Genomic DNA, 22,953 nt, shown 5'->3' with positions numbered 1-22,953 from the left:
GCGACCCGACCGGGTGGTCGTGCCGTCCCAATGACATGGACCAGAGCGTTCTCTAGGAGGTCGACATGCCGAGAAGCGTAGTGATCGTGGGTGGCGGCACCGCCGGATGGATGACCGCGTCCTATCTGAAGGCCGCGTTCGCCGATCGCATCGAGGTGACTCTCGTCGAATCGGCGCGGGTCGGGACGATCGGCGTCGGCGAGGCCACCTTCAGCACCGTCCGGCACTTCTTCGACTACCTCGGGCTGGACGAGCGAGAATGGATGCCTGCCTGCCAGGCGACCTACAAGCTCGCCATCAGGTTCGAGGACTGGCGACACAAGGGGCATCACTTCTACCACCCGTTCGAGCGGCAGCGCATGGTCGACGGCTTCCCGATCACCGACTGGTGGCTCCAGCAGGGCGTCACGGACCGTTTCGACCGAGACTGCTTCCTCATCGCCGCCCTCTGCGACGCGAAGCGGTCACCACGTCACCATGACGGTCGGCTGTTCGAACAGGACTTCGTCGAGAGCGGACCGGAACGCGTCCACCGCACCACCCTGTCCGAACAGGACACCCAGTTCCCCTACGCCTACCACTTCGACGCGAGCCTGCTCGCCGACTATCTGAGCGGCTACGCCGTCCGGCGGGGCGTGCGGCACGTCGTGGACGACGTCCTCGACGTCTCCCTCGACGAACGCGGTTGGATCGACCACGTCCTCACTCGGGAACACGGCGAACTGCGCGGCGACCTGTTCGTCGACTGCACCGGATTCCGCGGTCTGCTGCTGAACAAGGCGCTGGAGGAGCCGTTCCAGTCCTATCAGGACACGCTGCCCAACGACCGCGCGGTCGCGCTGCGAGTGCCGGTCGACATGGCGGCCAAGGGCATTCGTCCCTGCACCACGGCCAGCGCGCGCGACGCGGGCTGGATCTGGACCATCCCGCTCTTCGGACGGATCGGCACCGGCTACGTCTATGCGAGCGAGTACATCACGCCGGAGGAGGCGGAGCGGGACCTGCGGGCCTTCGTCGGACCGGCCGCCGACGATCTGGAGGCCAACCACATCAGGATGCGCATCGGCCGCAGCCGGGACTCCTGGGTGCGCAACTGCGTCGCGGTCGGGCTGTCCAGCGGCTTCGTCGAGCCCCTGGAGTCCACGGGGATCTTCTTCATCCAGCACGGCATCGAGCAGCTCGTGAAGCACTTTCCCGGCGACGACTGGAATCCGGCCCTACGCGACGCCTACAACCGGTCGATCGCGAACTGCATGGACGGTGTCCGCGAGTTCCTGGTTCTGCACTATCGGGGCGCGGCGCGGACCGACAACCAGTATTGGCGTGACGCCAAGACCCGCCCCGTTCCTGACGCCCTCGCCGAACGCATGGAGGCGTGGCAGACCCGGCTGCCCGACACTGAGACGGTGTTTCCCCACTATCACGGGTTCGAGCCCTATTCCTATGCCTGCATGCTGCTCGGACTCGGGGGTGTGCCCCTGCGGTCGTCACCGGCGCTCGCGCTGCTCTCCGACGCCTCGGCGCACAAGGAGTTCCAGATAGTGCGCGATCAGGCCGACGAACTGGTGCGGACGCTGCCCTCGCAGCACGAGTACTTCGCCCGGCTCCACCCGGCGTCGAACGGACCTGGTTGACGGAGGAACGGGCTCCGGCGCCGGAGCAGGCCCGCGGGGCCCGCAGCCGCTCCGAGTCCCCGCTCCCCGCGCGGGCGCGGCCGACGGCTTCGGCACCGTCCTGGCGGGCTTCCCGACCGGAGTCGGGGTGATGACGGCCATGGCCACGGGCGACCGGTCATGGCCTGCTTCGCGCTGTGCTGCGGCGGTCTGGAGCCCTTCGACCCTGCTGCTCCGACGCGCCGTCCCAGCGCCTGACCTTCTTCGGGTGGCGAACGTCGCCGTACGAGACCACGACACGGAAACGATGGCACGGAGACGACAACCGAATCGAGGAGGGCGAAGGTCATGACGACGGAGACCGGTACGACGCTCCCGACGGACCCCGAGGCTCGGGTGGCGTTGGCCCGCCGATGGGTCGGCGAGTACCCGCCGAAGCCCCATCCGGAACTGGGCAGGTCCGGGGTGGTCTGCCCCTACATGGTTCGTGCATTGGCACGTGACTACGTCCACGTCGAGGGTTTCGCGGCCGCGCAGGGCGACGACGCGCTCGCCGACCGAGCCCGAACCCTGCGCGACGGGATGCTGGCCCGATCCACCGAATTGGGATCGGACCGGATCTATCTCGTCTCCGTCGTGGTGCCCCACGGTCTGCCGGAACCGGAACTGAAGGCCATGGTCGACCGAGTGCACGGAAGGCTGCGCGCCGAGTTCGTCACCAGGGGCTACATGGCAGGAGACTTCTGGCCAAACCATGACACGCCAGGGCTCCACCATTCGGACTTCCGCCCCTTCGCCAGCCCGCTGCCGATGCTGGGGATGCGCCCGATGGTCCCGGCGGACCTGATGTTCTTCGTCACCCATGAACGCGACTCCGCCCGCCGTCTCACCTATCTCGGATACTTCAGGGAGGTCTTCGCCGACCGGCTCAACGACTACTGGGCGGGCCGACTCGACGAGGAGGCGAGCCTCGCCGCCGAGGCCGTGCGGCGGGGAGATCCGGCGATGGGTCCTTCCAGGGGAACCGGCGAGGAACGGGTTCCCGAACCGGATGAGGCCGTCGCGCTCGCGGGCCTGCGGCCGAGTTCCGAGACGACGCAGTGATGGTCGGTGATCCGCAGGGCCACGAGCGGAACGGAGCGGCGGCCGAGACCGCCGTCGCCGTCTCGCAGGCCGAACACCTCGCGTCCGCCGCCGAGATGCGCGCCATGATCTTCGGTCGCCTGCTGTCCGCCGCGCTGTGCACGGCAGCCGCGCTGCGTCTTCCCGACCTGCTCCACGAGGGCCCGCAGACAGCGGAGCAGCTGGCCCGGCGGTGCGGGGCACTCCCCGGTCCGCTCGCCAGGCTGCTCCGCGTGCTGGCCAACTTCGACACCGTGACCGTCGGCGCCGACGGCGCGTTCGCCCTCACCTCGCTCGGGGAGACGCTCCGCAGCGACGTGCCAGGGTCCGCCTGGCCCACGGCGATGCTCGCGGCCGAGTTCGGACCGGGCTGGGACCGGCTCCTGGACACCGTGCGTACGGGGACCCCGTCCTTCGAACGGGTTCACGGCGTCGACGTCTTCGGCCTGCTCGCCGGAGACCCGGAACTGAGTTCGTTGTTCTACGCCTCCCAGGCCGCCGATCTCGATCTCACCCTCGATCGGCTGAGCCGGGTCGACTTCACGAGATTCCCGACGATCGTGGACGTCGGCGGCGGAGACGGCGCGCTGTTGCGGCGAGTGCTGACCGACCATCCGGCGGGCAGGGGAGTGCTCCTCGACCTGCCCGGAGCGGCAGCGCAGGCGCGGGAGCGGCTTGCCGCCGCCGGGCTGGGCGATCGGTGTGCGGTCTCGGCGGGGGACTTCTTCACCGCAGTGCCGGCAGGCGGTGATCTGTACCTGTTACGCGACATCCTGCACGACTGGCCGGATGCGCGATGTCTCGAACTCCTGACGGTGTGCCGCCGTGCCATGGCGCCCACCGCCACACTGATGATCATCGAGCGGGTCTCGGACCCGGTCCTGTCCTCGGACCCGGCGGCGCGACTGACCGGGCTGATGGACCTGTACATGCTGTCGGTCCTGGACGGACGTGAACGCACCCTCGAGGAGTTCGCCGTCCTGCTGACCTCCGCCGGGTTCGTCCCGAGCCCCGCCGTGCGGCTGACCGGCGGCGCCGCAGTGATCGAGGCCGCTCCGGGACCCTCCGAGTGAGATGATCAGGCGGCGCCGTGTTGGTGGCGACGATGGCGGCGCCAGACACCGGGCCGCCGTGTCCCGCCGCGCCGAGGCGGCGGTAGCGACGCGGCGCGCGCGGAAACCGCCCGCCCCGACGTCGGGCTGCCCGCCGAAGCCGAGGAACGCCGTCACGTCTCCCCTCGTCATCGTGCTCGGCGGCCTGCTCGTCGTGACGACTGCGACGCTGCGGCGAGATGCGCGTCGGTGCGGCGCGGTGCACGGGGTGCTTCCCGGCAGTATGCCGGCGACCAGACCGGCAACCGCAACGCACGACGTTCGAGTCCCGCCTCGACGTCGATCCGGCCGTTCTCGTCCAGACTGTCTTGTCATGCCGGTCCTGACTGGTCAGCGGGGTGTGGCGTCGGAGTGACCCGGCCCCGGCGCTCCCCGCTCATGATTGGCGAGACAGCACCCCGTCAGACCCGTCGACGACCCGGTACAGCAGGGTCGCGAGCTGCCCCAGCTCCTCGTGGGTCAGCCCCGCGAACGGCGTCTTCTCCATGGCCGTCTGGACCAGTTCGTCGCGAACCCGGCGGCCCTTGGCGGTCAGCACCAGGAGGCGGGAGCGGCGGTTGGCCGGGTCCACCGCGCGTTCCACCAGGCCTCGGTCCACGAGTTGGTCGGTGATGAAGGTGAGGTTCGGTGCGTTGCAGTACAGGCGTGCGGCCATCACCTTCATCGAGGGTGGCGGCTCGGCCGGGTCGATGGCCCACAGCGCCTGGAACGTCGCCGGTGTCAGCCGGTGCCCGGCCAGCGCGTGCGCGATCAGATCGTTGGTCCGCATCCAGATGTCGTGGGTCGCGGCGACCACCGCGGAGAGCTCGGGCGTGGTCATGCCGCCATCATATCGATGTTTCGAGACTCGAAAGGACCCTGTTAGGCTCAATGCTTCGAGACTCGAAGCAATGGAGATCTGATGAGAGATGACTACCGTGGTGTCACTGCGCTCGTCACGGGTGCGTCCAAGGGACTGGGGCGGGAGTACGCGCTGGAGCTGGCACGCCGGGGAGCGCGGGTGATCCTGCTGGCCCGTTCGGATGCGGACCTGCGGGAGGTCGCCGCACAGATCCGGGAACGGCACGGCGGCCCGGAGGCCGAGGTGATCGTCGGCGACCTCGCCGTTCCGGACGGCCCGGAGCGCATCCTCCAGGAGCTGCGCGATCGCGGTCTGACGGTCGACCTGCTGCTCAACAACGCGGGCGCGGGCAGCGTGGGCCCGTTCCTCACCCGCCCGCTCGAGCCGCAGCTGCGCTCCGTCGGGCTCAACATCAGCGGCCTGCTCACGCTGACCCACGCGATCGGGGCCGAGCTGGTCGCCCGCGGCTCCGGAGGCATCATCAACGTCTCGTCCACCGCAGCCTTCCAGCCCATGCCCTACCAGGCGGGCTATGCCGCGACCAAGGCCTTCGTGCTCTCCTTCACCGAGGCGCTGGCCGAGGAGCTTCGGGGCACCGGCGTCCACATCATGGCCGCGCACCCCGGCGCGATCGCGACCGGTTTCTTCGACGGAACCTCGGCCGAGATCGACCCCCGCGCGGCGGACTCGCCCGCCCCGCTCGCGGCCCAGACGCTGGACGACTACACCCGACGACGCGCGGTGTCCTACCCGGGCCGGAAGGTGAATCGGGTCATGACCTGGCTTGCGCGGCTGCTGCCGCGCACCGTCGTCGCGCGGATCGCGGGCGGATTCAACCGCAGACTGCGCCTGCACGAGGTGGTCGACGTCGCCTGATCGCCGTCGTCACGGCAGCGGACCCGTCGGTGAGGTAGGCGTGGGCCGAGGCGGGCCGCCGCATGGTCCGCCACGGTGGCCGCCTTCGCCGACGGAGGTCTCCGACGGGGAGACGCCACCGTGCGCACGCCGAACCGGCACGGGCCGGGTGCGTGGTCACCAGCTGGTGGCGCCGGAGGTCGTTCTCCCCGCGCGGAAAGCATCGGCTTCTCGCTCGCCCGCCCTGGCCGAGCGGGGGTCCGGGCGATACGTCGACCTTCCTCGGAACAGCCGTGCTCGACCCGCTCGACGAGTGGACCGGCGCAGTGTCGGCCACCCGTCCATCGGGCCGGTCGCCGGGACGCGATTCACAGTCCGTGCAGCGCACGCCCCTCCCACACCCGACGCTCTGCGCCTGCCGCGTCCGCCACGACGTGGGAGGAGGTGTCGAACACCATCGTCGCCCGCTCCCGGGATTCGTAGCGGGGCCAGCCGGGATCGCCGGACCTGACGAACCGCACCCACGCGTCGTGCATGGCGGTCGCCAGGCCGTGCGGTCGCCGTGCCCCGAGCAGTTCCCGCCCTGCCTTGCCTGCCGTCGCCACGAGATCGACGTCGTCGCGCACGAAACAGAGGTCGATGCCGTGCGACGCACCGAGCAGGGGCGGGCGGGCTTCGGACTGCCAGCGGAACTCGTAGATCCAGGTGGGTGCGGCTCGGGCCACCGCGAAGCGGAGGGTGGGCATGCGGAATGCCCAGTCCGTCCAGGCCGCCTCGATCAGCGCGGAGGGATCGGTGATGCGACGCGGTCCGTCCCGGTAGGCGTCGCGCAGTGTGCGATCGATGCCGAGCGCCGATCGGAGCCCTCGGCGGATCAGCGGGGCAGAGAAGGGACTGCTCGCCATCGCGGTGATGATGTCGACGGCCTCGTTGCGCACGGTGCCGGTCAGCACCGGCACGTCGGACGCGGTGCCGGTGCCTGCGATCCGGCCGGGAGGGGTGGGCAGGGTCTCGGTGTCGTGGATCGCCCGAAAAGGACTGAGAAGAAGGGAACGCCGGTCGCCCACGATGATGTTCCGGCCGAAGCCTGCCAACGCCGCTTCCGTGGCGGCCACGGTCCGTGCGATCGGGACGTCGCGCAGCCCCTCGACGGTCGCTGCGACGCCGAGGCGGCGCGCGACGTGCCGCGTGATCCGCATCGCCTCGTCCGGCCCCACCGTCGCCGCAGGGTGTCCGCTCTGCGCGATCGCGCGGGTGAACAGCCCGCGCGAGGCAGGCATCGCCAGGTGAGTGAACACGCTGACCGCTCCGCCGGACTGACCGAAGATCGTCACCTGCCCTGGGTCACCGCCGAAGGCGGCGATGTTGCGGTGCACCCACTCCAGCGCGGCAGTCTGGTCGCGTAACCCGAGGTTGTCCGCACCGGCACCCAGGTAGAGGAAGCCGTCGACACCCAGCCGGTAGTTGACACCGACGTGCACGATCCCGTGCCGGGCGAAGGTGTGCCCGCGAAAGCCCGGCGCCGAACCCGCGCCGTAGACATAGGCGCCACCGTGAACGTGCACCATCACCGGCAGACCAGTGGTCCCCGGATCGGGCGTGCACACCTCCAGGGTGAGGCAGTCCGCACCGGTGCGCTGCGGCGCGTACACACTGCCGAGCAGGCCCTGCCCTGCGGGCTGCGGAGCAGCCGGTCCCGACCGGGTCCCGTCGCGCACCCCGTCCCACGGCTCGGGCGGCACGGGCGGGCGGAACCGACGGCGGCCGAACGGCGGCGCGGCGAAAGGGATGTTCCGGAAGAGGTGCAGCCCGCCGCTCTCGACTCCTTCGACGACGCCGTGGTCGGTCCGGACTCGGCTCATGCGTCCACCCCGGCCTGGAGAGACCGGCGAGGAAAGGCGACTCCGGTCAGCTCTTCAGAGGCCTCCCACAGCCGGCGGCCCGCTTCCGTGTCCCGCGCTCGCGCCGAGCGGCCGACCAGCTTCGGCGCTCCGCGCCCCTCCAGGAAGCCGCTCGGGCCCGCATAACCGTCGCCAGGGACGTCCGCCACCGCCGCGTACAACGTCGGCAGGGCGCCGTCGTCCTCGCTCTGCGCTAACAGACCGGCAATCACCTTCTCCGCGAGGTGGCGCACCCGTGGCCGCCCGTCGGACTTCAGCAGGCTCGTGGCCGCCATGCCCGGATGGGCGGCGGTCGAGATCACCGGTGAGCCGACCTCGGCGAGTCGTCGCTGGAGCTCCGAGGTGAACAACAGATTGGCGAGCTTGGACTGCGCGTAGGCACGCATCGCCCGGTACGGCCTGCGTTCCCAGTTGAGGTCGTCGAAGTCGATCGAGCCCACCTTGTGGCCGTTGGAGGACACGGTGACGACCCGTTGTCTGATCTGAGGCAGGAGGAGGTTCGTCAACGCGAAATGCCCCAGGTGGTTGGTGCCGAACTGCAGCTCGAAACCGTCGGCGGTGCGGGAGTGCGGCGGGATCATCACGCCTGCGTTGTTGATCAGGATGTCGACGGGCCCGCCGAGACCCTCGGCGAACGCGCGGACCGAGGCCAGGTCGGCGAGGTCGAGCCGTCGGGCCTCGACGTGGCCGGTCATCGCGGCGGCGGCCGTACGGCCCTTGGCGAGATCGCGCACGGCGAGCACGACGTGCGCGCCCCTGGCCGCGAGTGCGCGGGCGGCGACGCGGCCGATTCCGCTGTTCCCGCCGGTGACGACGACGGTGCGTCCCGCCTGAGAGGGGATGCCTGAAGCCGAGAATGTTGTCATAGTCTACAAAGTAGACGACGACAACAATGTTGGCAACGGCAACTAGGTTGCTACGATCGGCTCCATGTCAGACGCCATCGACGAGCGGCCCTACCACCACGGCAACCTCCGCACCGCACTGCTCGATGCGGCCGAGCGCGGTCTGCGGGAACACGGGGCGGACCGGCTGGCGCTGCGCGATCTGGCCAGGGAGATCGGCGTCAGCCACGCCGCACCGCGCCGACACTTCCCGAACCGCCAGGCACTGCTCGACGCACTCGCCGAAGCCGGGTTCGCCCGGCTGGACACGACCCTGCGCGCCGCGTTGACCGGCGCGGACGACGACTTCCCCTCGCGCGTGCTCGCCACGATGACGGCCTACACCCGCTTCGCCACCGAGAACGCCGCGCTCGTCGAACTGATGTATGCGGGCAAGCACCGGCCGGACGCGGCGCGGATCGTCAAGGCGGCCGAGGCGCCCTTCGGGCTGATGAACGACCTGATCATCCAGGGGCAGGCGCAGGGCGCACTGCAGACGGGGAACTCAGAGCGGATCGGGATCGTCCTGTTCGCGACTCTGCAGGGCATCGCCTCGATCATCAACGGCAACATCGTCAAGCCGGAACTGCTGGACGGGCTCGTGGCCACCGCAGCCGAACAGTTCCTGCGCGGCGCCCGCCCGCTCGCCTAGCACGGCGGCGGCGATCCGACTCACCGCTGGATTCACCGTGCCGTGGCCGGTGAGGGGTATCAGGCCGCGCGGGAACGCCCGCATGGCGGAGGCGCCGTCCGTGGAGTCCGCGACGGGGCCGTCGCACCTCGGTGATGGTCCGATCAGGACTCCCCACCCCGGCGAGACGCGCGGCCGACCTGCGGGGTGTGCAGGACAGGGCACCTTCCACCCGCTCCCCGGCGTGACGCCAGGGCGGCCCTGTATATCGCCACTACCCTGAAAGTCGCTAGATCGTGTACCGTTGCTACCCGTGGGCGAGAACGGATCTGCACGAGCGATCGACGGCGATGTCCGTACCAGGCTGATGCGTGCTGCGGAGCAGCTTCTCGCCTCGTCTGCCGACGGTCAGATCTCCACGCGCGAGATCTGCTCGGGAGCGCAGGTCACGGCCCCGACCCTCTACCACCACTTCAAAGACAAACACGCACTGCTGGATGCGGTGGTGCTGGAGGGGTTCAACACGTATCTCGACGGAAAGCGTGCCATCGCGTGGAGCGGCGATGTGCTCGAAGACTTCCGCACCGGTTGGGATGTGCACGTGTCCTTCGGCTGCGAGCATCCTGCCCACTACCGGCTGATGTTCGGCAACCCTCAGGCTGATCAGACAGCTCCTGCTGCGTTGGTGGCGCGGGACGAACTCGCTCGCACGGTCGCTGAGTGGGGGGCCAAGGGCCAACTGATGGTCTCCGTCGACGCGGCAACGGAGACGATGTCCGCCGCCGCGGTCGGTGTGACGCTGCAGCTGATCGCCGCGCAGGCTGACAGCACGCACCCAATCTCAACGAACGTTCGCGACACCATCGCCCACGCACTGTTTCACCCTCTGAACCCGGGCGACACCTTCGCAGACGGTGTCACGCGCCCGGCGCGACAACTTCTGGACGCGTTGCCGCGTGGCCCCCTGGAGCGCTTGCGCCCGACTGAGGTCGCGCTGCTGCGTGAATGGCTCGCGTCCCTCGCGGACAGCTCCATATGACAGAGCAATGGAGAGACACATGACCGATATATCCGAACGCGCCCTCACCCATGATGTGGTGACGGAGACCATCAAGGCCCTCGCCGCCGGATACGGAACGCTCGTGCGGTCACCGCTCCTGAAGAATCCCGGTGACTACGGCCTCGGCTACGAGAACATCACGTTCCCGTCCCTCGACGGCACGCCGCTCGAGGCCTGGTGGATCCCCCGCGAAGGGTCCAAGAAGCTCATCATCGCCAACCACCCGCTGTGGTTCAGCCGCTATGGCTTACCCGCCCACCTCGAGCCGTGGAAGTCGATCGGCGCCGCGACCGGCAATGACTTCGAGGTCGACTACGTGCCCGACTACCGCATCCTTCACGATGCCGGCTACAACGTCCTGACTTACGACTTTCGGAATCTGGGACAGAGCGGCAGCGCCAACTCGGGCGGCGGAAGCGGGGGTCGTTTCGAGGCCCGCGACGTCGTCGGCTCGCTGAAGTTCGCGCGAGCCGACGCCCGAACCAGCGGAATGACCATCGGACTCTTCAGCCGCTGTCAGGGCATGAACGCCACGATGTTCGCGATGCAAGAGCACCCCGGCGAGTTCGTGGACGTCCGATGCGTGTTGGCCCCCCAGCCGCTGTCGGTCGGCGTCACCATGAGGCGGAGCCTCGAGATGCTCGGCTTCCCTGACCGCATCGACGAACTTGAGCGAGAGATCCAACTGCGGGTCAGCTTCACCTTCGAGGAGATGACGCCGGTGACCTGGGCCAAGTGCGTCCGAACGCCCACCTACCTGTATCAGGTGAAGGACGATCTGATGACGGAACCGAGTGACGTGCAGAGCATGTACGACAACATCCCCATCGAGGAGAAGGAGCTGCACTGGATCGAGGGCACGACCGCCCGCTGGGACGGCTACCTCGACTTCCAACGCGACCCGCAGCCCAAGCTTGAGTTCCTGGCACGCCACATGAATTGACAGCTACTGCACAAAGTGCGGGTGGATCAAAACCGACTTGATCCACCCGAACCAGGTTCGAGGATGTCCAGCTCCACGTCCACCGTCACGCCGACGCGATCCAGCGGGCGATCCTGTTCCACACCCTGCCGATGATCCCGCATCGGGGGTCCCCGCTGGTCCCGGCTCACCGTGGCGGCCGCGGATGGAGGCCTGAGGCGACCGAGCGCGCCTTGACCTCACGTCGACTTCGGGTTGCACGCTGATGCGCGTGGATACGAAGGAGACCGACAGACCGACCCGTGAATCCGAGATGGACGCGATCAGGCGGGTGGTCGCCGCCGTCCAGCACGCCGTTCAGAACGAACTCGTCGAGGAGTTCCTCAGCCTGTTCCGGGCCGATGCGGTGTGGACGACGGGCGGCGGGAGGCGGCTTCTCGGTCGCGATGAGATCGCGGTGTTCGCTCGGGAGGTGCTTCCTGGCGGGATGGCGGGCCTCACGATGACACTCGAGGTGGTCCACGTGCTGTTCATCCGGGCCGACGTGGCCGCCGTCAAGGTACGCCAGCTGTACGTGAGTCATGACGGGCGGCAGACGGAGGCTGAGGGCGAAGGCACTCCGTTGTTCGTCATGTCCACCGAGGACGGAGAGTGGCGGCTGGTGGCCTGCCGGAACACGGGGGTGCTGAACGGGTGAGGTGTCCGGCTCGGACGCCGCCGAGGTATTCCCGCCTGCGGCGCACCGACACCCGACCGCACGGCACGAGCCCGCCGGGACGACGACGCCGGCACACCGCCGGGGCCTGCCGAACAGGGCGTCGGCCACGCAGCGGAGTCGGTCGGGAGCGGAGTCGGTCGGGAGCGGCCGGGTCGCACCAGCTCGAACCAGCTGGTGCGACCCGGCGCGACCGTGACGCCCAGGGGGATGCCGCTCGATCAGGCGGCGTCCTCGCCCGGCAGGCCTGCGTATTCCTCAATGCGAGTGATGCGGCCGCCTTCGAAGCGGAAGTACACGGCGGCGTCGACCCGGAATCGGGCTCCTGCCTTCATGACCACGTTCACGACGTGCTGCTGGAGGACCTCGTCCGGCTGGGAGAACTGCCGGGTGATGTCGTAGCGCATCGACTCGATGGGCTCGATCTGGGCCGCCATGCCCGCGATGTTCTCCTGGATCGTCGAATCGCCCTTGCCGTCGTTGTGCCAGACGGTGGTCTCCTCGGTGCACATCGCCTGCGCCTCGGCCCATTCCCTGTTCTCCAGGTGGCGGAGGTAGGCGATCGCCTTGTCTTTGAGGTCCTGGCTCATGGTGTCGCTTCCTTCTGTACGGGAGGTGCTCTGTCGGGAACTGCGGGGCGCTTCAGTCGTCGGCGTAGACGAGAGCGCGTTCTCCTGCCTCGACTCGCATGGGCACGTGATTGCCGGGAGGCGAGAGCGGGCAGGTGAAGACGGCGGGGACCAGGTGGTGGTGGGAGAGCGTGGCCTGGTTGAAGTCGACCGTCAGGGTGCTGCCGGGCTCCAGGAGGGGCAGGACCAGCCAGCGGCCGATGTCGGGTGTCTCGGTTCCGTTGGTCTCGTCGGTGAAGACCACGAGTCGCTGGCCCGGCATGTCCTCGAGCACGGACAGCACGTGTTCCGTGCCCTTGACGGTGACGACGAGGTCGACGGGCGCCAGGATGGCCTCCGTGCTGCGGGGAGTCGTCAGGCGTTCCACGTCGATGCGGCGGCCCTCGGGAGCCGCTCGATATTCCCCTTCGAAGACCCAGGCGGGGTCGTAGGGGTAGGTGTCGATCCCGCTGAGTCCCGATCGGGCGAGAGCCTCGTGGTCCATGACGACCAGGCCGTAGGCGCCGTCCGCGCCGCCCGCGAAGCCCACGCGCCCCCCGGAGAACCCGAGTGAGCTGCCGGACGGCACCTCGGCTGTTCCGGTCACCGCTTCGCCGTTGACGGTCACGCTGTCCTCGGCAGCGACCGACACCGTCAAGGCGCCATTCTCGGTGGTGCTCCACTGCCCGGGAACGCCCGCAATGATGTGGGCGTCGCGGCCGGTCACCCTGCCGTTGGCGACGACCCTCGCCTTGCCGTTCGGGCCTGCGATCTCGTCCCACCTGGCCTCGCGCCACGCCTCGTAGTCGGCGGGCCCGCTGTCGGCTGCGTCGTTCGCTGTCCGCTGGTGCGCGGGAACGTGATCTGTATTCGTCACAGGTGTCGTCCTTTCTCCTCTGTCGGCGTCGTGGTGCTGCCCCGCGTCGGGAGGTCACGTGACCGGCGGGGCGCCCGCGTGTCGGACCGGTGCGCCTGAGATCAACGTACGACTTCCATGCGCTAAAAGCACAAGGGATTGCTTATGAAGCAAGGAGTCGGGCCTGGCGCTGCCGGTCGGGCAAACGCGACGATGTCGTGGTGTGACCTGGAGCGTGGTGTTCAGGTGCGGCGTGCGGCCCACACGACGCGTTCGGTGCGGACCGCGAGATCGTCGCGGCGCAGGATGCTGTGGGGGCCGTCGGTGTCGAGCAGCTGGTCCAGCGCGGTGAGGTCGTCGGCCGAGAGCACATCGGCGACGGCGTCGCGCATGCGTCGCAGGCCGGTGAGCGCGTAGCGGGCGACCGCCTCGGAACGGGAGCGCTCGACGTCGACGGTGATGGTGCGTTCGCCGACGAGGGTGAAGCCGGCGGCGGTCAGCTTGTGGCCCCAGTCGGCGCCTCGGTGGGGCAGGTGCTCGGCGTGGCGGCGGTCGCTTGCGGCGTGGCAGCGTGCCTCCAGGCCGGGACGATGCTCGGGAGCATCGTCGGGCAGGAACCGAGGGAAGCCTGCGAGCTCGACGACGACGAACAGCCCGCCGGGCGCAAGCGTGTCACGCACCTGACGCAGGGTGCGGTCGGGATCGGCCAGGTGGTGCAGCGAAGCCGACGCCCACACCAGCTCGGGCCTGCCGAGTTCCGGCCATGTCGAGTCGAGGTCGGTCTGGACGGTGCGCACGCGGTCGGCCACCCCTTGCTTGCAGGCCTTCTCCTGCAGGCGCTGCAGGTGGTCGACCGACGAGTCGACGGCGGTGACGTGTGCATCGGGAAAGCGGGCGAGCAGGGCGGCGGTGCCTGCGCCGGTCCCGCAGCCCAGGTCCACGATCTGACGGGGACTCGCCTCGACGGGCAGCCACGCGGTGATCGACGCGGTGTGCTCGGCGAGGACCTCCGCATCGAGATCGAGGATCTCAGTCTGGCCGTGCACGTCGCTCCGGTGTCCGTGGCCGTGTCCGTGACCGTGTGACCCGCCAGGGTCCTGCGCAGTGGGCTTCATGACGCCACGGTAAGGCGATTGTGCGTCAGATGCATGACTTCTTGCTTAGAGAGCAAGGCGATCGGTGTTAGGGCAGCTCACCACGCAAGTGACGGCCAGGAACGAGCGTCGGCCGATCATCATGACGGCTCCGTCTCCGGTCGAGCCTTCTCGGTGTTGTGCCCGCGGCGGGCCTCGCGGTCGAAGATGCCCAGGATCTCGCACGGTCCGCCCGCGGTGCCGATCGCGTGCGGGAGCATGGTGGGAAACTCGGCGGCCTGGTTGGCCTCCACGCGGAAGCGTCGGTTGCCCAGCAGGAGGACGGCGGTGCCGGAGAGCACGACGAGCCACTCGCGGCCCGGGTGCGCGCGCAGGCGGGCGGGACTGTCCGGCGGCGGATCGGTCATGCGCTGACGCATGACCGTCATCCCGGGATCTGCCTTGATCGGCCACCGCATCACGCTATGGGCGCCGTCGATCATCGGATTGGAGATCACGTCGTCGGTGTCCGTCTCGACCAGCTGATCGAGAGAGGTGTCCAGGGCTCGGGCGAGGGTCACGAGCTGGTCCAGGGCGAGGCGGCGCTGGCCGTTCTCGATCCGGCTGAGCGACGACGGACTCAGCCGAGCACGGGTGGCCAGTTCCTCCAGCGACCAGCCCTGCGCCACGCGCAGGGCGCGAATGCGTTTGCGTACCAGGCTGTCCAACTCGCCATCATCTTGCGTCATAGGCACGATCTTATGCCCAATCCGCAAGCTGTGCCTACTCTTGCGGCGTAGCGCCCCACGACCAGGGCCGCCCACCCACCCGAAGAACGGAGGCACCGCCATGCCTGAGACGAACGGGACGAGCCCGCTACCAGACGAGACCGTCGACGCCGTGGTGATCGGCGGTGGTGCCGCAGGCTTGAACGGCGCACTGATGCTGGCCCGCTCCCGCCGGTCGGTCGTCGTGATCGACAGCGGCACTCCCCGCAACGCGCAGGCCGAGGGCGTGCACGGCCTGCTCGGCTTGGACGGCACGCCGCCCGCGGAGCTGTTGCGCCTCGGCCGGGAGGAGGTGCGCCGCTACGGCGGGCAGGTCACGACCGGTGAGGTGACCTCCGCCGCGCCCGCCGCGCCCTCGGCCGACGGCGACCCGCGTTTCGCCGTCACCCTGACCGACGGCAGCCTGGTGACGGCGCGTCGGGTGCTGGTCGCCACCGGACTACGCGACGTGCTCCCCGACATCCCCGGCCTGGCCCGGCACTGGGGCCGCGGCGTGGTGCACTGCCCGTACTGCCATGGCTGGGAGGTCCGCGACAAGTCCATCGGCATCCTGGCCGTGGGCCCGGCCTCGGTCCACCACGCGCTGTTGTTCCGTCAGCTGACCGAGGACCTGGTGTACTTCACCCGAGGAACCGACCTGGACGAGGACGCGCGCGCCCGATTCGCCGCCCGAGGCGTCCGCGTCGTCGACACCCCGGTGACCGGGGTCGACAGCGGCGAGAGCGGCATCACGGGCGTGCGGCTGGCCGATGGACAGGTCGTGCCGCGCCGGGTGCTCGCCGTCGCCACCACGACGCTGGCCCGCACGGACGGACTCGACGGCCTGCGGCTGCCGATGGAGGATCTGCCGGGCGGCATGGGTCGCCGCTTCGTCACCGGGATGGCAGGCACCACCGAGGTGCCGGGCGTGTGGGTGGCGGGCAACGCCACCGACTTGACCGCACAGGTCGGCGCCTCCGCCGCGGCCGGAGCCCTCGCAGGCGCTCACATGAACGCCCACCTCGCCGCCGCCGACACCGACGCGGCCCTCCTCGCCGCCGCCGAGTCCGGCACCACGCACGCCTGAGCATCCGCGCCGCACGACGACTCCGTGCGCGCCACGACGCGTCAACAGCCACCGCACCGCGCCTGCGCACTCGCTCCGGCGTGGCTCTTCCCTGCCTTCTCGAGAGGACATCATGAACCCGAACCGGCCTGTGAAGGGGCCTGCTGATCCGAGTGGCGCCCTCGGCGTGACGGTCTCAGACGCCCGACAGCGTCGCTCGATCCTCATCGCGGTCTCGGTCGCGCTGATGGCCGTCATCTCCTCGGTGACCGGCCTGAACGTCGCCCAGCCGGACCTCGCCGTCGACTTCGACGCCTCCCAGAGCACGGTCCTGTGGATCATCAACATCTACATCCTCACGCTGGCCGCGCTCCTGCTGCCGCTCGGCGCGGTCGGCGACCGCTGGGGTCGCAGGCCCGTGCTCCTCGCGGGACTGGCCGCCTTCGGCGTCGCGAACGCGGTCGCGGGTCTTGCCCCGTCGGCCGAGGTCATGCTCGTGGCACGCTCCCTCAGCGGGATCGGGGCCGCGATGATCATGCCCGTCACGCTCGCCGTCATCACCTCGACCTTCCCGGAGAAGGAGCGCGGCCGGGCGATCGGTGTATGGACCGCCGTCGCAGGCGGCGGCGGTCTGCTGGGCATGTTCCTGTCGGCCATCCTCGTCGATGTGGCGAACTGGCGCTTCCTGTTCGTTCTTCCCATCGCACTCGTCCTCGTCGCGGTCATCATGGTGCGGCGCTCGGTCCCCGACTCGCGCGAGGCGTCGCAGCATTCCTTCGACACGGTCGGCTCGCTGGCGTCGCTCCTCGCCGTGGTCGGGCTCATCTACTTCCTCCACGAAGGCCCAGAGAAGGGCTGGACCGCACCCGGCACGGTCATCAGCCTGCTCATCGGTGTCGTCGGCACCGTCGGCTTCGTGGCCTGGGAGCTGCGCCACCGCGCTCCGCTGCTGGACGTCCGCCTCTTCCGTGAGCGCGGCCTGGCAACCGGCTCCGTGGCACTCCTGGCGGTCTTCGGGGTCCAGGCGGGCGTCTCCGTCGTCCTCTACCCGTTCTTTCAGACCGTCTTCGGCTGGTCGGGCCTGCTGTCCACCGCGGCGATCCTGCCCATGGCCGGGTTGATGATGGTCGCCTCCGGCCTCGCCCCCCGCCTGGCCGAGCGGGTCGGAGCCCGCGCGACGATGACGACGGGAGTCTTCCTGGCAGGCGCGGGCCTGGCCCTCCTGGCCACGCTCGTCTCCGTCGACGGCGGATACCTCACCGTCCTGCCCGGCATGATCGTCATGGGAACGGGCATGGGCCTGTCGATGCCGCCCGCCACCGAGGCCATCACCAGTGCGCTGCCTCGGGAACGCCAAGGCGTCGCCTCCGCGCTCAACGACGTCACCAGGGAGTTCGGCACCGCGATCGGCGTCGCGCTACTCGGAGCGCTGCTGTCGGCCTCCTACCGCAGTGCCATCACGCCCACACTCGACGGCGTTCCCCCGGACCTCGCCGACACCGCACGCGAAGGCATCGCCAACGCCCTCGAAGCCGCCGACGGCGCAGGCGTCCACGCGCAGACACTGGTCCGAGCCGCCCAGGACTCCTTCGTCAGCGGGTGGCAGACCGCGATGTGGGCGGGAGTCGCCCTCATGGCAGTCCTCTTCCTGTACATCCTCGCCCGCAGGCCCCGGCGTTCGGCACCCGCCGCCGGATCGGACACCGGGACCCCCGAGACCGTCGTCTCGTGACACCTCGCAGGCAGGCAGGCACTCCACCCGCCGCAGACCCGACGATCAACCGAGGCGGCCGCTGATTCCGCCGCGCCTGCCCAGCGGAGACGGTGAGCAGGCGCGGCGGACCGGCTGCGGCGGGCTAGGCGCCGTGGTCACGACGCGGACGTGACGTTGAGCTTCGCGAGCACCCCCTCCGGGTCCTTGACGTAGGTGTGGCGCGCGTCGGGGTTGTCGTACATGGCCAGGATCCCGGCGAGGATGTCCCGCTCCTCCCCGGTGACCGGGACCTGTCGCTTCACCAGCGTCGCGCACAGTGCGTCGAGCAGTTCGGTGCGCTCCCCGGCGTCGAGATAGGACCAGTAGGACCTGAGCTGTCGCGGCGAGATCCGCTCCGCAAGACGGCTGTCGAGCCGCTCCAACAGGTTGCGCAGCGCCTTGCCCAGCTTGACGACGTCCAACAGTGTGTCTCCTTGCTCTGTCTGCCCTAATCGATCGGGTTGCCGTGCTCGTCGTATTCGATCGGGTCGCCCCGTTCATCTTCTCCGAACCATCGGCCGTTCTCGTCCGGCTGAATCAACGTGCCGTCCTCGGTGTACACCCCAGGATCGCCGTTCTCGTCGTTCTTGAACACGCCGTGCCCGCCTGCCTCGGGGAACGCGGTCACGATGTTGCCGTCGGAATCGACGATGATCTCGACCGTGACGCCGTCGCGGGTGCCTTGAACGTTCCAGTTCCCGTTGTCCTGCAAGAACGGCGGTTCGTCCGGGTTCCTGGCTATGTCGAGGATCTGCTGGGTGATCAGGTCGCCGGGGCGGTTCTCATCCTCGGGCGCCCACCTCTCGGGGAACTCGGTCTTGTCCGGCTTGCCGGTACCCGGAAAGTGACCACCGCCGTCGTCCTCGCCATGGCCGTCCATGATGTGGTTGCGGCGCTCGTCGCTGAGGGAGAGGTCCTCGGGGCGGGGCGGGCTTGTCCCCTCTTCGGTGTTGTCCCACTGGGTGCCGGTCTCGTCCTGACCCGGGGAGGTGGGCTGGTGGCCGGTCTCCGTCCGGCGGCCTCGCTGTGCGAGGTCCATGGTGGTGTCCTGCGCACTGCTCACCCCGGCGCCCGCATCGATCGAGCCGTGGTGCTGGTCCCGGGTTCCGTCGCCGTCCGAGGTTCCGTCGCCGTCACCGCCGTCTGATCTCCTCTGGTGCAAGAGGAACCGGACGGTCAGCAGGAGTAACACGAGCAGTCTCAACATGGCCGCCTACCCGTCGAGGAGCTTGGTGAGGTTGGTGAGGCTGTCGATCAGGCCCAGGGTGTAGGTGAGGATGCGGCCGGTCCATTTGACTACTGCGGCCGCGATCTGGCTCGCGATCACCGGAATGGTGACCACGAAGATCGCCTCGACCGCCCAGACGATCACCCTGGCCACCAGGTCCGCGATCAGATCGCGGACGAGCTCGCGGGTCGACTGCACCAGACCGCCCGCGCCCTCGGTGGCCGCAGCCATCGCCGCCGAGATCGCGGACAGGCCCCCGATGGCCGTGACGTTGTTGGACATCATGCTCCGGTAGGCGTCCGCCGCGTCGCCGTTCCAACCCGGGAGGTCCGCGTCGAGCCGAGCGCCGAGTTCGGTGGACATCCCGCTCAGCTCGGACGCCATGTTGTCCCAGGTAGCGGCATGGGACGCGACCACGTCCGGTATCCCCGTCAGCTCGTCGAGCATCTCCCGCAGCGGCTCGAAGTGCTCGATCGCCCAGCCGAGCCCGTTGGCCAGCAATGCGCTGATCGGGTCCATCGCGGTCGCCGCGGCCTCGACGGCCAGTGTGGTGCCCGCCAGTGCGTCGTCGACCCAGCCCTCGCTCTTGATCGCATCGACCAGCCCTTCGATACTCTCCGCGAGACCAGATCCCGTCCACGCCTCGCGGGAGGACTCGACCGGGGCGATCAGCGAGTCGTCGGTCATGGCGTCAGTTCACCGCCCGCCGAGCCGATCAGCCCCGAGGCCGTGTCCTCCATGGCCTCGTAGTCGGACGCGGTGGTGCGCAGGGCCTCGGCGGCGAGCGCGAGGTTCTCCGCCACATAGGCGATCAGTTCGTCCTGTCTGGTGTGCCTGCCCTCCAACACGGCGGCGATCCATCCGCACAGCAGCCCGTACGCCTCGTCGTTCTGCGCGATATGCGAACTGGCGGAGATCACCGCCTCGAACCGGGCACCGACGGAGTCCACATTGCCCGCATGGGTGCGTAACTGCTCGACGTCGACCTCGTATCCCTCGCTCACGCTCACCGCCCCCCGAGATAGGACCGCGTGTCGTAGTCACCGTCGTCCTCGTCCGGTGCCGAGGGGCGTTTCGGTGGGGGATCGCCGCGCAGGTGCCTGCCGACGCTGTCCGAGACGGCCCTCGCCGTGGCTGACTCGGTGCCCACCGTCTCCGCGATGATCTCCTGCGACCGCTCGGCAAGCCTGGTCCGTGCCTCGCCGAGCGTGGCCATGATCGTCTGAGCGACGACGGCAGGCGCCACCCGCTGAATCCGGTCGGTCAACTTGAGGTCCACCAGCGCACCGGTCGAATCGATGGTGACCTCGGTCAAGCCGGTCGAGTCGTTCGCGGTGATCCGCACCGCCTGAAACCGGTCGCTCATCGCCTGAGTGTCGGCGGCCAGCTTGTCGATCCGGCCCTTCCAGGCGGCCAGCCGCGCACGGGCGCCGCCGGGATCGAGGATGCTCTCGTCCATGTCCCCTCCGATTCACGTAGCGGAGTGACGCATCAGGTGCGGAGCGTAGTGATCGCCATGCCTGCGTGGGGGCGGAACGAGTCAATAGGTCCGGCGGCTGCGCTGGTGAGCGGCTTGCTACCGGGCAAACCCGACAGACCGGGAGCGGTGCCCGCCGTCGGGAGGCGGGTGCAGGGGCGAGGAGACCCGGCCGGTGCCCGTGACCGCAACCTCGGTTACGTGCGATCCGCAGGCCGGCCCTGCTCCGCGGGTCGTCGGCTTCGGTGCCGATCACCACACCGCGCGATCGGGCCGACGTACTACGCGGCCACCGTGCCTGCCCCGGCCGCCCTGTTGATCACGATGGGTAGATCGGAGATCGCTACGGGCGTCGTCACGTGCTGCCTGCCGGGCCGCCCGCTCCGCACCGATCGCCCGTCGCGGCTCTGGGCGCGCTGCGCCCGGGCTCACGACAGCGATCGAGCGCTGCCGGTCTCGCGGCCAAGTAGGGTCGGGGGAGCGACATTCGACGGAGGAGGCAGTTGATGAGCGGGCCCCAGAGCGACGACCCCAACGTGGTGGACGCCGAGATCGTCGGCGAACCCGCGGTCGGCTCCCCGTCCGCGTCGGTCCCCACCACATCGCCTGCGTCTGCCGCGTCGGTGCCGCCCGTCGCGGTGCCGCCGGCGGACTACTCGGAGGGTGGCGTTCCCAGCTTCGACTACGTGCGGGACAAGATCGAGAACCGGTCCAACACGGCCGTGGGGTCGATCGAACTGGCCGGAATCGGCGGCTCGGGGCCCGATGTGAAGTCCCTCGACGAGCAGTGGGCGAAACGCGAGGAGGCGGGTCGGGCGAAACTCGACGAGATTCGCCGGTCCCTGGGCCGCGACTGAGCGACGGCTGATCGGGTTCCCCTGGCAGGCTTCTCGCTCCCGGATGGGCTGATCCCCGTCCGCCCGGCGTCGCCGAAGACGACGTGCACTGCAGGCCCGGACGGCGCCCCATCGCGTCCGGCGGGAGCGGGTAAGCACCGGCCACGCGCTGCACACGCCGCGCGACCGGGTCGACGTCATACGGTTTCAGGATTTCGTCCGCGAGGGCAGTCGATCAGGAGCCTCGCAAGGGATCTTCGGTCTGCCGGTCGCGGCGGCCGACCTTCCCATCTGACGGCGCAGGGACTCGAGGTCGCCGCCTCAGAAGTAGGCCCGCCCGAGGGGCCGTGGTCAATCCCGGCCCTGGTGAACTGCTTTCGTGTCTTTCCGCGAGGACTGCTGCGGCAACGGAATTCGTGACCGAGGTCGCGCATTCGACATCGTCGCGGACCCGCTGGGGCGCGGTTAGTCGAGCTCGGCAGCCTCAGCCTGGTGGGCTTGGCCCTGCCGACGGCGGGTCGTGCTGGGTGTTTCTCCGGTCCAGCGGAGGTAGGCGCGGCGGAACTCGCGGGCGTCGCTGAAACCGATCTCGTGCGCGACGGCTTCGATCGTGAGCGTGGAATCGCGGAGCAGGGTGATCGCACGGTGTCTGCGCACGCGGTCGCGGATGGTGCTGAAATGCTCGCCTGCGGCGGTGAGTCGGCGACGCAGGGTTCGCTCGGTGATCCGCAGGTGCCGTGCGGTCTCGGTCATGGTGAGGCGAGACCGGAGATTCCGCCTGAGCAGGCTCTCGACCGAGGCGACGACGTCCGGGCGGCTGTCGTCGAGGTCGAGCAGGCGGCGGCAGGTCTCCACGGCGACCGCGCGGGTCGGTTCGTGGTGGGTGGGGAGCGGGCGTGCCAACACCTCGGTGGGGAAGACCAGGCGGTTGGCCTCGGCGTCGAATCGCAGCGGGCATCGGAAGAGGCGGTGATACTCCTGGACGTACTGCGGGGCCGGATAGGCGAGTTCGACTCGGGTGGGAGACCAGGCCGCGCCGAGCATCGCACGGATGACGACCAGGGTGCTGCACAGCGCCTCCTCACAGAGGAAGGCGACCAGTTCGGGGTCGGGGCGTAGTTCGTGCAGCCGCAGCGCCATCTCGTCGCCGAAGGTCTCGACGTCCAGGTCCATCAGGCTGCCCGCGGCCTGATGCAGTTCGCGGGCGAGGGTCAGGGCGTCCGCCGCGGTGGCGCACGATCGCATCGCGATGCCGAGCATGCCGAACGACAGCAGCGTGTCCCGGCAGCCGACCCGCATGCCGAGCGGCCTGCCTGGCATCGCGTGTACCGCGCGGCGCAGCACGACGGCGGCCTGGCGGTAGGACACCCGGACCGAGCCCGAGGTGACGAGGTCGGTCGGATCCAGTCCGGTGCCTGCGAACCAGGGGACGATCGGGCGGCCCTCGCGCCTGCCGACCTCGACGGTGCCGGACAACACGGACGGCGGGATGACGGCCTGGGTCAGGCTCGGAACTCTTCGTTCGGCCACCCGGCACCTCCTGGTCCGGTCTGCCCCCCATGTTAGCCGAATCCGCCCTGTCGGAATCGTGGTCGAGACCGTTTCACTGGGCTGATGTCACGTCCACGGCGGG

24 protein-coding genes are annotated in these 22,953 nt (G+C 69.5%); 11 read left to right on the top strand and 13 right to left on the bottom strand.

Annotated features, from left to right (window positions below; all coding sequences use genetic code 11):
- Window positions 1-65: 65 nt before the first annotated feature.
- The 3 genes from UA75_RS17385 to UA75_RS17375 all read left to right on the top strand — a co-directional run bounded on the left by UA75_RS17385 (window position 66) and on the right by UA75_RS17375 (window position 3,808).
- The gene (locus UA75_RS17385; protein WP_075741137.1) at window positions 66-1,634 is read left to right on the top strand and encodes a tryptophan halogenase family protein; all 1,569 of its coding nucleotides are present in this window, start codon (window positions 66-68) and stop codon (window positions 1,632-1,634) included.
- Between the two features lie 327 nt (window positions 1,635-1,961).
- Window positions 1,962-2,717 carry a DUF6875 domain-containing protein gene (locus tag UA75_RS17380; RefSeq protein WP_075741136.1) on the top strand — a complete coding sequence of 252 codons (756 nt, stop codon included), beginning with the start codon at window positions 1,962-1,964 and terminating at the stop codon, window positions 2,715-2,717.
- Window positions 2,717-3,808 carry a methyltransferase gene (locus UA75_RS17375; protein WP_083683276.1) on the top strand — a complete coding sequence of 364 codons (1,092 nt, stop codon included), beginning with the start codon at window positions 2,717-2,719 and terminating at the stop codon, window positions 3,806-3,808. The genes UA75_RS17380 and UA75_RS17375 overlap by 1 nt, the downstream gene beginning before the upstream one ends.
- A gap of 415 nt (window positions 3,809-4,223) precedes the next feature.
- Here UA75_RS17375 and UA75_RS17370 read toward each other — a convergent pair whose 3' ends face one another.
- Window positions 4,224-4,667 (bottom strand): MarR family winged helix-turn-helix transcriptional regulator, encoded by a 444-nt coding sequence (locus UA75_RS17370; protein WP_075741135.1) that lies wholly within the window; start codon window positions 4,665-4,667, stop codon window positions 4,224-4,226.
- Between the two features lie 81 nt (window positions 4,668-4,748).
- Between UA75_RS17370 and UA75_RS17365 the strand changes: the two genes are divergently transcribed.
- Window positions 4,749-5,564, top strand: coding sequence for an SDR family NAD(P)-dependent oxidoreductase (locus UA75_RS17365; RefSeq protein ID WP_075741134.1), 816 nt, complete (start codon window positions 4,749-4,751; stop codon window positions 5,562-5,564).
- 347 nt (window positions 5,565-5,911) lie between these two features.
- Here the strand turns inward: UA75_RS17365 and UA75_RS17360 are convergent, their stop codons facing one another.
- Both UA75_RS17360 and UA75_RS17355 read right to left on the bottom strand, forming a co-directional pair.
- A complete protein-coding gene (locus UA75_RS17360; protein ID WP_075741133.1) occupies window positions 5,912-7,405 on the bottom strand; it encodes a carboxylesterase/lipase family protein in 1,494 nt (497 codons plus the stop codon).
- A complete protein-coding gene (locus UA75_RS17355) occupies window positions 7,402-8,310 on the bottom strand; it encodes an oxidoreductase (RefSeq protein ID WP_075741132.1) in 909 nt (302 codons plus the stop codon). Before UA75_RS17355 ends, UA75_RS17360 begins: the two co-directional genes overlap by 4 nt.
- A gap of 64 nt (window positions 8,311-8,374) precedes the next feature.
- On the opposite strand from UA75_RS17355, the gene UA75_RS17350 reads away from it, so the two are divergent.
- From UA75_RS17350 to UA75_RS17335, 4 genes are all read left to right on the top strand, one after another.
- Window positions 8,375-8,980 carry a TetR/AcrR family transcriptional regulator gene (locus tag UA75_RS17350; RefSeq protein WP_075741131.1) on the top strand — a complete coding sequence of 202 codons (606 nt, stop codon included), beginning with the start codon at window positions 8,375-8,377 and terminating at the stop codon, window positions 8,978-8,980.
- Between the two features lie 292 nt (window positions 8,981-9,272).
- Window positions 9,273-9,998, top strand: coding sequence for a TetR/AcrR family transcriptional regulator (locus UA75_RS17345; RefSeq protein ID WP_083683275.1), 726 nt, complete (start codon window positions 9,273-9,275; stop codon window positions 9,996-9,998).
- Between the two features lie 7 nt (window positions 9,999-10,005).
- The gene (locus UA75_RS17340; protein WP_198042747.1) at window positions 10,006-10,962 is read left to right on the top strand and encodes an alpha/beta hydrolase family protein; all 957 of its coding nucleotides are present in this window, start codon (window positions 10,006-10,008) and stop codon (window positions 10,960-10,962) included.
- A 250-nt stretch (window positions 10,963-11,212) separates the two neighbouring features.
- Complete coding sequence (locus UA75_RS17335) at window positions 11,213-11,638, top strand: SgcJ/EcaC family oxidoreductase (protein WP_232237295.1); 426 nt, start codon at window positions 11,213-11,215, stop codon at window positions 11,636-11,638.
- A gap of 239 nt (window positions 11,639-11,877) precedes the next feature.
- Here the strand turns inward: UA75_RS17335 and UA75_RS17330 are convergent, their stop codons facing one another.
- From UA75_RS17330 to UA75_RS17315, 4 genes are all read right to left on the bottom strand, one after another.
- Window positions 11,878-12,246: a nuclear transport factor 2 family protein gene (locus UA75_RS17330; RefSeq protein WP_075741128.1), complete on the bottom strand. Its 369-nt coding sequence runs from the start codon at window positions 12,244-12,246 to the stop codon at window positions 11,878-11,880.
- Between the two features lie 52 nt (window positions 12,247-12,298).
- A complete protein-coding gene (locus UA75_RS17325; protein WP_075741127.1) occupies window positions 12,299-13,141 on the bottom strand; it encodes a DUF1684 domain-containing protein in 843 nt (280 codons plus the stop codon).
- A gap of 221 nt (window positions 13,142-13,362) precedes the next feature.
- Window positions 13,363-14,235: a class I SAM-dependent methyltransferase gene (locus UA75_RS17320; protein ID WP_075741126.1), complete on the bottom strand. Its 873-nt coding sequence runs from the start codon at window positions 14,233-14,235 to the stop codon at window positions 13,363-13,365.
- Window positions 14,236-14,354: 119 nt separating this feature from the next.
- The gene (locus UA75_RS17315; protein WP_198042746.1) at window positions 14,355-14,942 is read right to left on the bottom strand and encodes a helix-turn-helix domain-containing protein; all 588 of its coding nucleotides are present in this window, start codon (window positions 14,940-14,942) and stop codon (window positions 14,355-14,357) included.
- A 100-nt stretch (window positions 14,943-15,042) separates the two neighbouring features.
- On the opposite strand from UA75_RS17315, the gene UA75_RS17310 reads away from it, so the two are divergent.
- Together UA75_RS17310 and UA75_RS17305 are read left to right on the top strand one after the other, a co-directional pair.
- Complete coding sequence (locus UA75_RS17310; protein WP_075741125.1) at window positions 15,043-16,047, top strand: NAD(P)/FAD-dependent oxidoreductase; 1,005 nt, start codon at window positions 15,043-15,045, stop codon at window positions 16,045-16,047.
- Window positions 16,048-16,213: 166 nt separating this feature from the next.
- The gene (locus tag UA75_RS17305) at window positions 16,214-17,758 is read left to right on the top strand and encodes a DHA2 family efflux MFS transporter permease subunit (protein ID WP_232237294.1); all 1,545 of its coding nucleotides are present in this window, start codon (window positions 16,214-16,216) and stop codon (window positions 17,756-17,758) included.
- A 137-nt stretch (window positions 17,759-17,895) separates the two neighbouring features.
- Here UA75_RS17305 and UA75_RS17300 read toward each other — a convergent pair whose 3' ends face one another.
- Genes UA75_RS17300 through UA75_RS17280 form a run of 5 tightly spaced genes read right to left on the bottom strand, consistent with a single transcriptional unit; the run spans window position 17,896 to window position 20,466 of the window.
- On the bottom strand, window positions 17,896-18,201 hold the full coding sequence (locus tag UA75_RS17300) for a hypothetical protein (RefSeq protein ID WP_075741123.1): 306 nt from the start codon (window positions 18,199-18,201) through the stop codon (window positions 17,896-17,898).
- A 26-nt stretch (window positions 18,202-18,227) separates the two neighbouring features.
- Window positions 18,228-18,986, bottom strand: coding sequence for an EndoU domain-containing protein (locus UA75_RS17295; RefSeq protein WP_075741122.1), 759 nt, complete (start codon window positions 18,984-18,986; stop codon window positions 18,228-18,230).
- 6 nt (window positions 18,987-18,992) lie between these two features.
- Entirely contained in the window at window positions 18,993-19,694 is a 702-nt protein-coding gene (locus tag UA75_RS17290; RefSeq protein ID WP_075741121.1) for a hypothetical protein, read from the bottom strand.
- Entirely contained in the window at window positions 19,691-20,011 is a 321-nt protein-coding gene (locus UA75_RS17285; protein WP_075741120.1) for a type VII secretion target, read from the bottom strand. Before UA75_RS17285 ends, UA75_RS17290 begins: the two co-directional genes overlap by 4 nt.
- A gap of 2 nt (window positions 20,012-20,013) precedes the next feature.
- Window positions 20,014-20,466, bottom strand: coding sequence for a YbaB/EbfC family nucleoid-associated protein (locus tag UA75_RS17280; RefSeq protein WP_075741119.1), 453 nt, complete (start codon window positions 20,464-20,466; stop codon window positions 20,014-20,016).
- Window positions 20,467-20,990: 524 nt separating this feature from the next.
- Here UA75_RS17280 and UA75_RS17275 point away from each other — a divergent pair.
- The gene (locus UA75_RS17275) at window positions 20,991-21,341 is read left to right on the top strand and encodes a hypothetical protein (protein WP_075741118.1); all 351 of its coding nucleotides are present in this window, start codon (window positions 20,991-20,993) and stop codon (window positions 21,339-21,341) included.
- A 444-nt stretch (window positions 21,342-21,785) separates the two neighbouring features.
- Here the strand turns inward: UA75_RS17275 and UA75_RS17270 are convergent, their stop codons facing one another.
- Window positions 21,786-22,850, bottom strand: a complete 1,065-nt coding sequence (locus UA75_RS17270) for an AraC family transcriptional regulator (RefSeq protein WP_075741117.1) — start codon at window positions 22,848-22,850, stop codon at window positions 21,786-21,788.
- Window positions 22,851-22,953: the final 103 nt, after the last annotated feature.

This window comes from Actinoalloteichus sp. GBA129-24, assembly GCF_001941645.1.
GTDB classification, from domain to species: Bacteria; Actinomycetota; Actinomycetes; order Mycobacteriales; family Pseudonocardiaceae; genus Actinoalloteichus_A; species Actinoalloteichus_A fjordicus.
Note: the sequence above shows the minus strand (reverse complement) of the source record. Positions and strands in the feature narration are given on the sequence as shown.

What these genes read in the sequence shown, in the direction of transcription:
- UA75_RS17275 (WP_075741118.1), top strand. Translation starts at nt 20,991, where the DNA reads ATGAGCGGGCCCCAGAGCGACGACCCCAACGTGGTGGACGCCGAGATC.
- UA75_RS17320 (WP_075741126.1), bottom strand. Translation starts at nt 14,235, where the DNA reads ATGAAGCCCACTGCGCAGGACCCTGGCGGGTCACACGGTCACGGACAC.
- UA75_RS17330 (WP_075741128.1), bottom strand. Translation starts at nt 12,246, where the DNA reads ATGAGCCAGGACCTCAAAGACAAGGCGATCGCCTACCTCCGCCACCTG.
- UA75_RS17315 (WP_198042746.1), bottom strand. Translation starts at nt 14,942, where the DNA reads ATGACGCAAGATGATGGCGAGTTGGACAGCCTGGTACGCAAACGCATT.
- UA75_RS17355 (WP_075741132.1), bottom strand. Translation starts at nt 8,310, where the DNA reads ATGACAACATTCTCGGCTTCAGGCATCCCCTCTCAGGCGGGACGCACC.
- UA75_RS17295 (WP_075741122.1), bottom strand. Translation starts at nt 18,986, where the DNA reads ATGTTGAGACTGCTCGTGTTACTCCTGCTGACCGTCCGGTTCCTCTTG.
- UA75_RS17350 (WP_075741131.1), top strand. Translation starts at nt 8,375, where the DNA reads ATGTCAGACGCCATCGACGAGCGGCCCTACCACCACGGCAACCTCCGC.
- UA75_RS17375 (WP_083683276.1), top strand. Translation starts at nt 2,717, where the DNA reads ATGGTCGGTGATCCGCAGGGCCACGAGCGGAACGGAGCGGCGGCCGAG.
- UA75_RS17290 (WP_075741121.1), bottom strand. Translation starts at nt 19,694, where the DNA reads ATGACCGACGACTCGCTGATCGCCCCGGTCGAGTCCTCCCGCGAGGCG.
- UA75_RS17360 (WP_075741133.1), bottom strand. Translation starts at nt 7,405, where the DNA reads ATGAGCCGAGTCCGGACCGACCACGGCGTCGTCGAAGGAGTCGAGAGC.
- UA75_RS17380 (WP_075741136.1), top strand. Translation starts at nt 1,962, where the DNA reads ATGACGACGGAGACCGGTACGACGCTCCCGACGGACCCCGAGGCTCGG.
- UA75_RS17340 (WP_198042747.1), top strand. Translation starts at nt 10,006, where the DNA reads ATGGAGAGACACATGACCGATATATCCGAACGCGCCCTCACCCATGAT.
- UA75_RS17310 (WP_075741125.1), top strand. Translation starts at nt 15,043, where the DNA reads ATGCCTGAGACGAACGGGACGAGCCCGCTACCAGACGAGACCGTCGAC.
- UA75_RS17385 (WP_075741137.1), top strand. Translation starts at nt 66, where the DNA reads ATGCCGAGAAGCGTAGTGATCGTGGGTGGCGGCACCGCCGGATGGATG.
- UA75_RS17365 (WP_075741134.1), top strand. Translation starts at nt 4,749, where the DNA reads ATGAGAGATGACTACCGTGGTGTCACTGCGCTCGTCACGGGTGCGTCC.
- UA75_RS17280 (WP_075741119.1), bottom strand. Translation starts at nt 20,466, where the DNA reads ATGGACGAGAGCATCCTCGATCCCGGCGGCGCCCGTGCGCGGCTGGCC.
- UA75_RS17370 (WP_075741135.1), bottom strand. Translation starts at nt 4,667, where the DNA reads ATGACCACGCCCGAGCTCTCCGCGGTGGTCGCCGCGACCCACGACATC.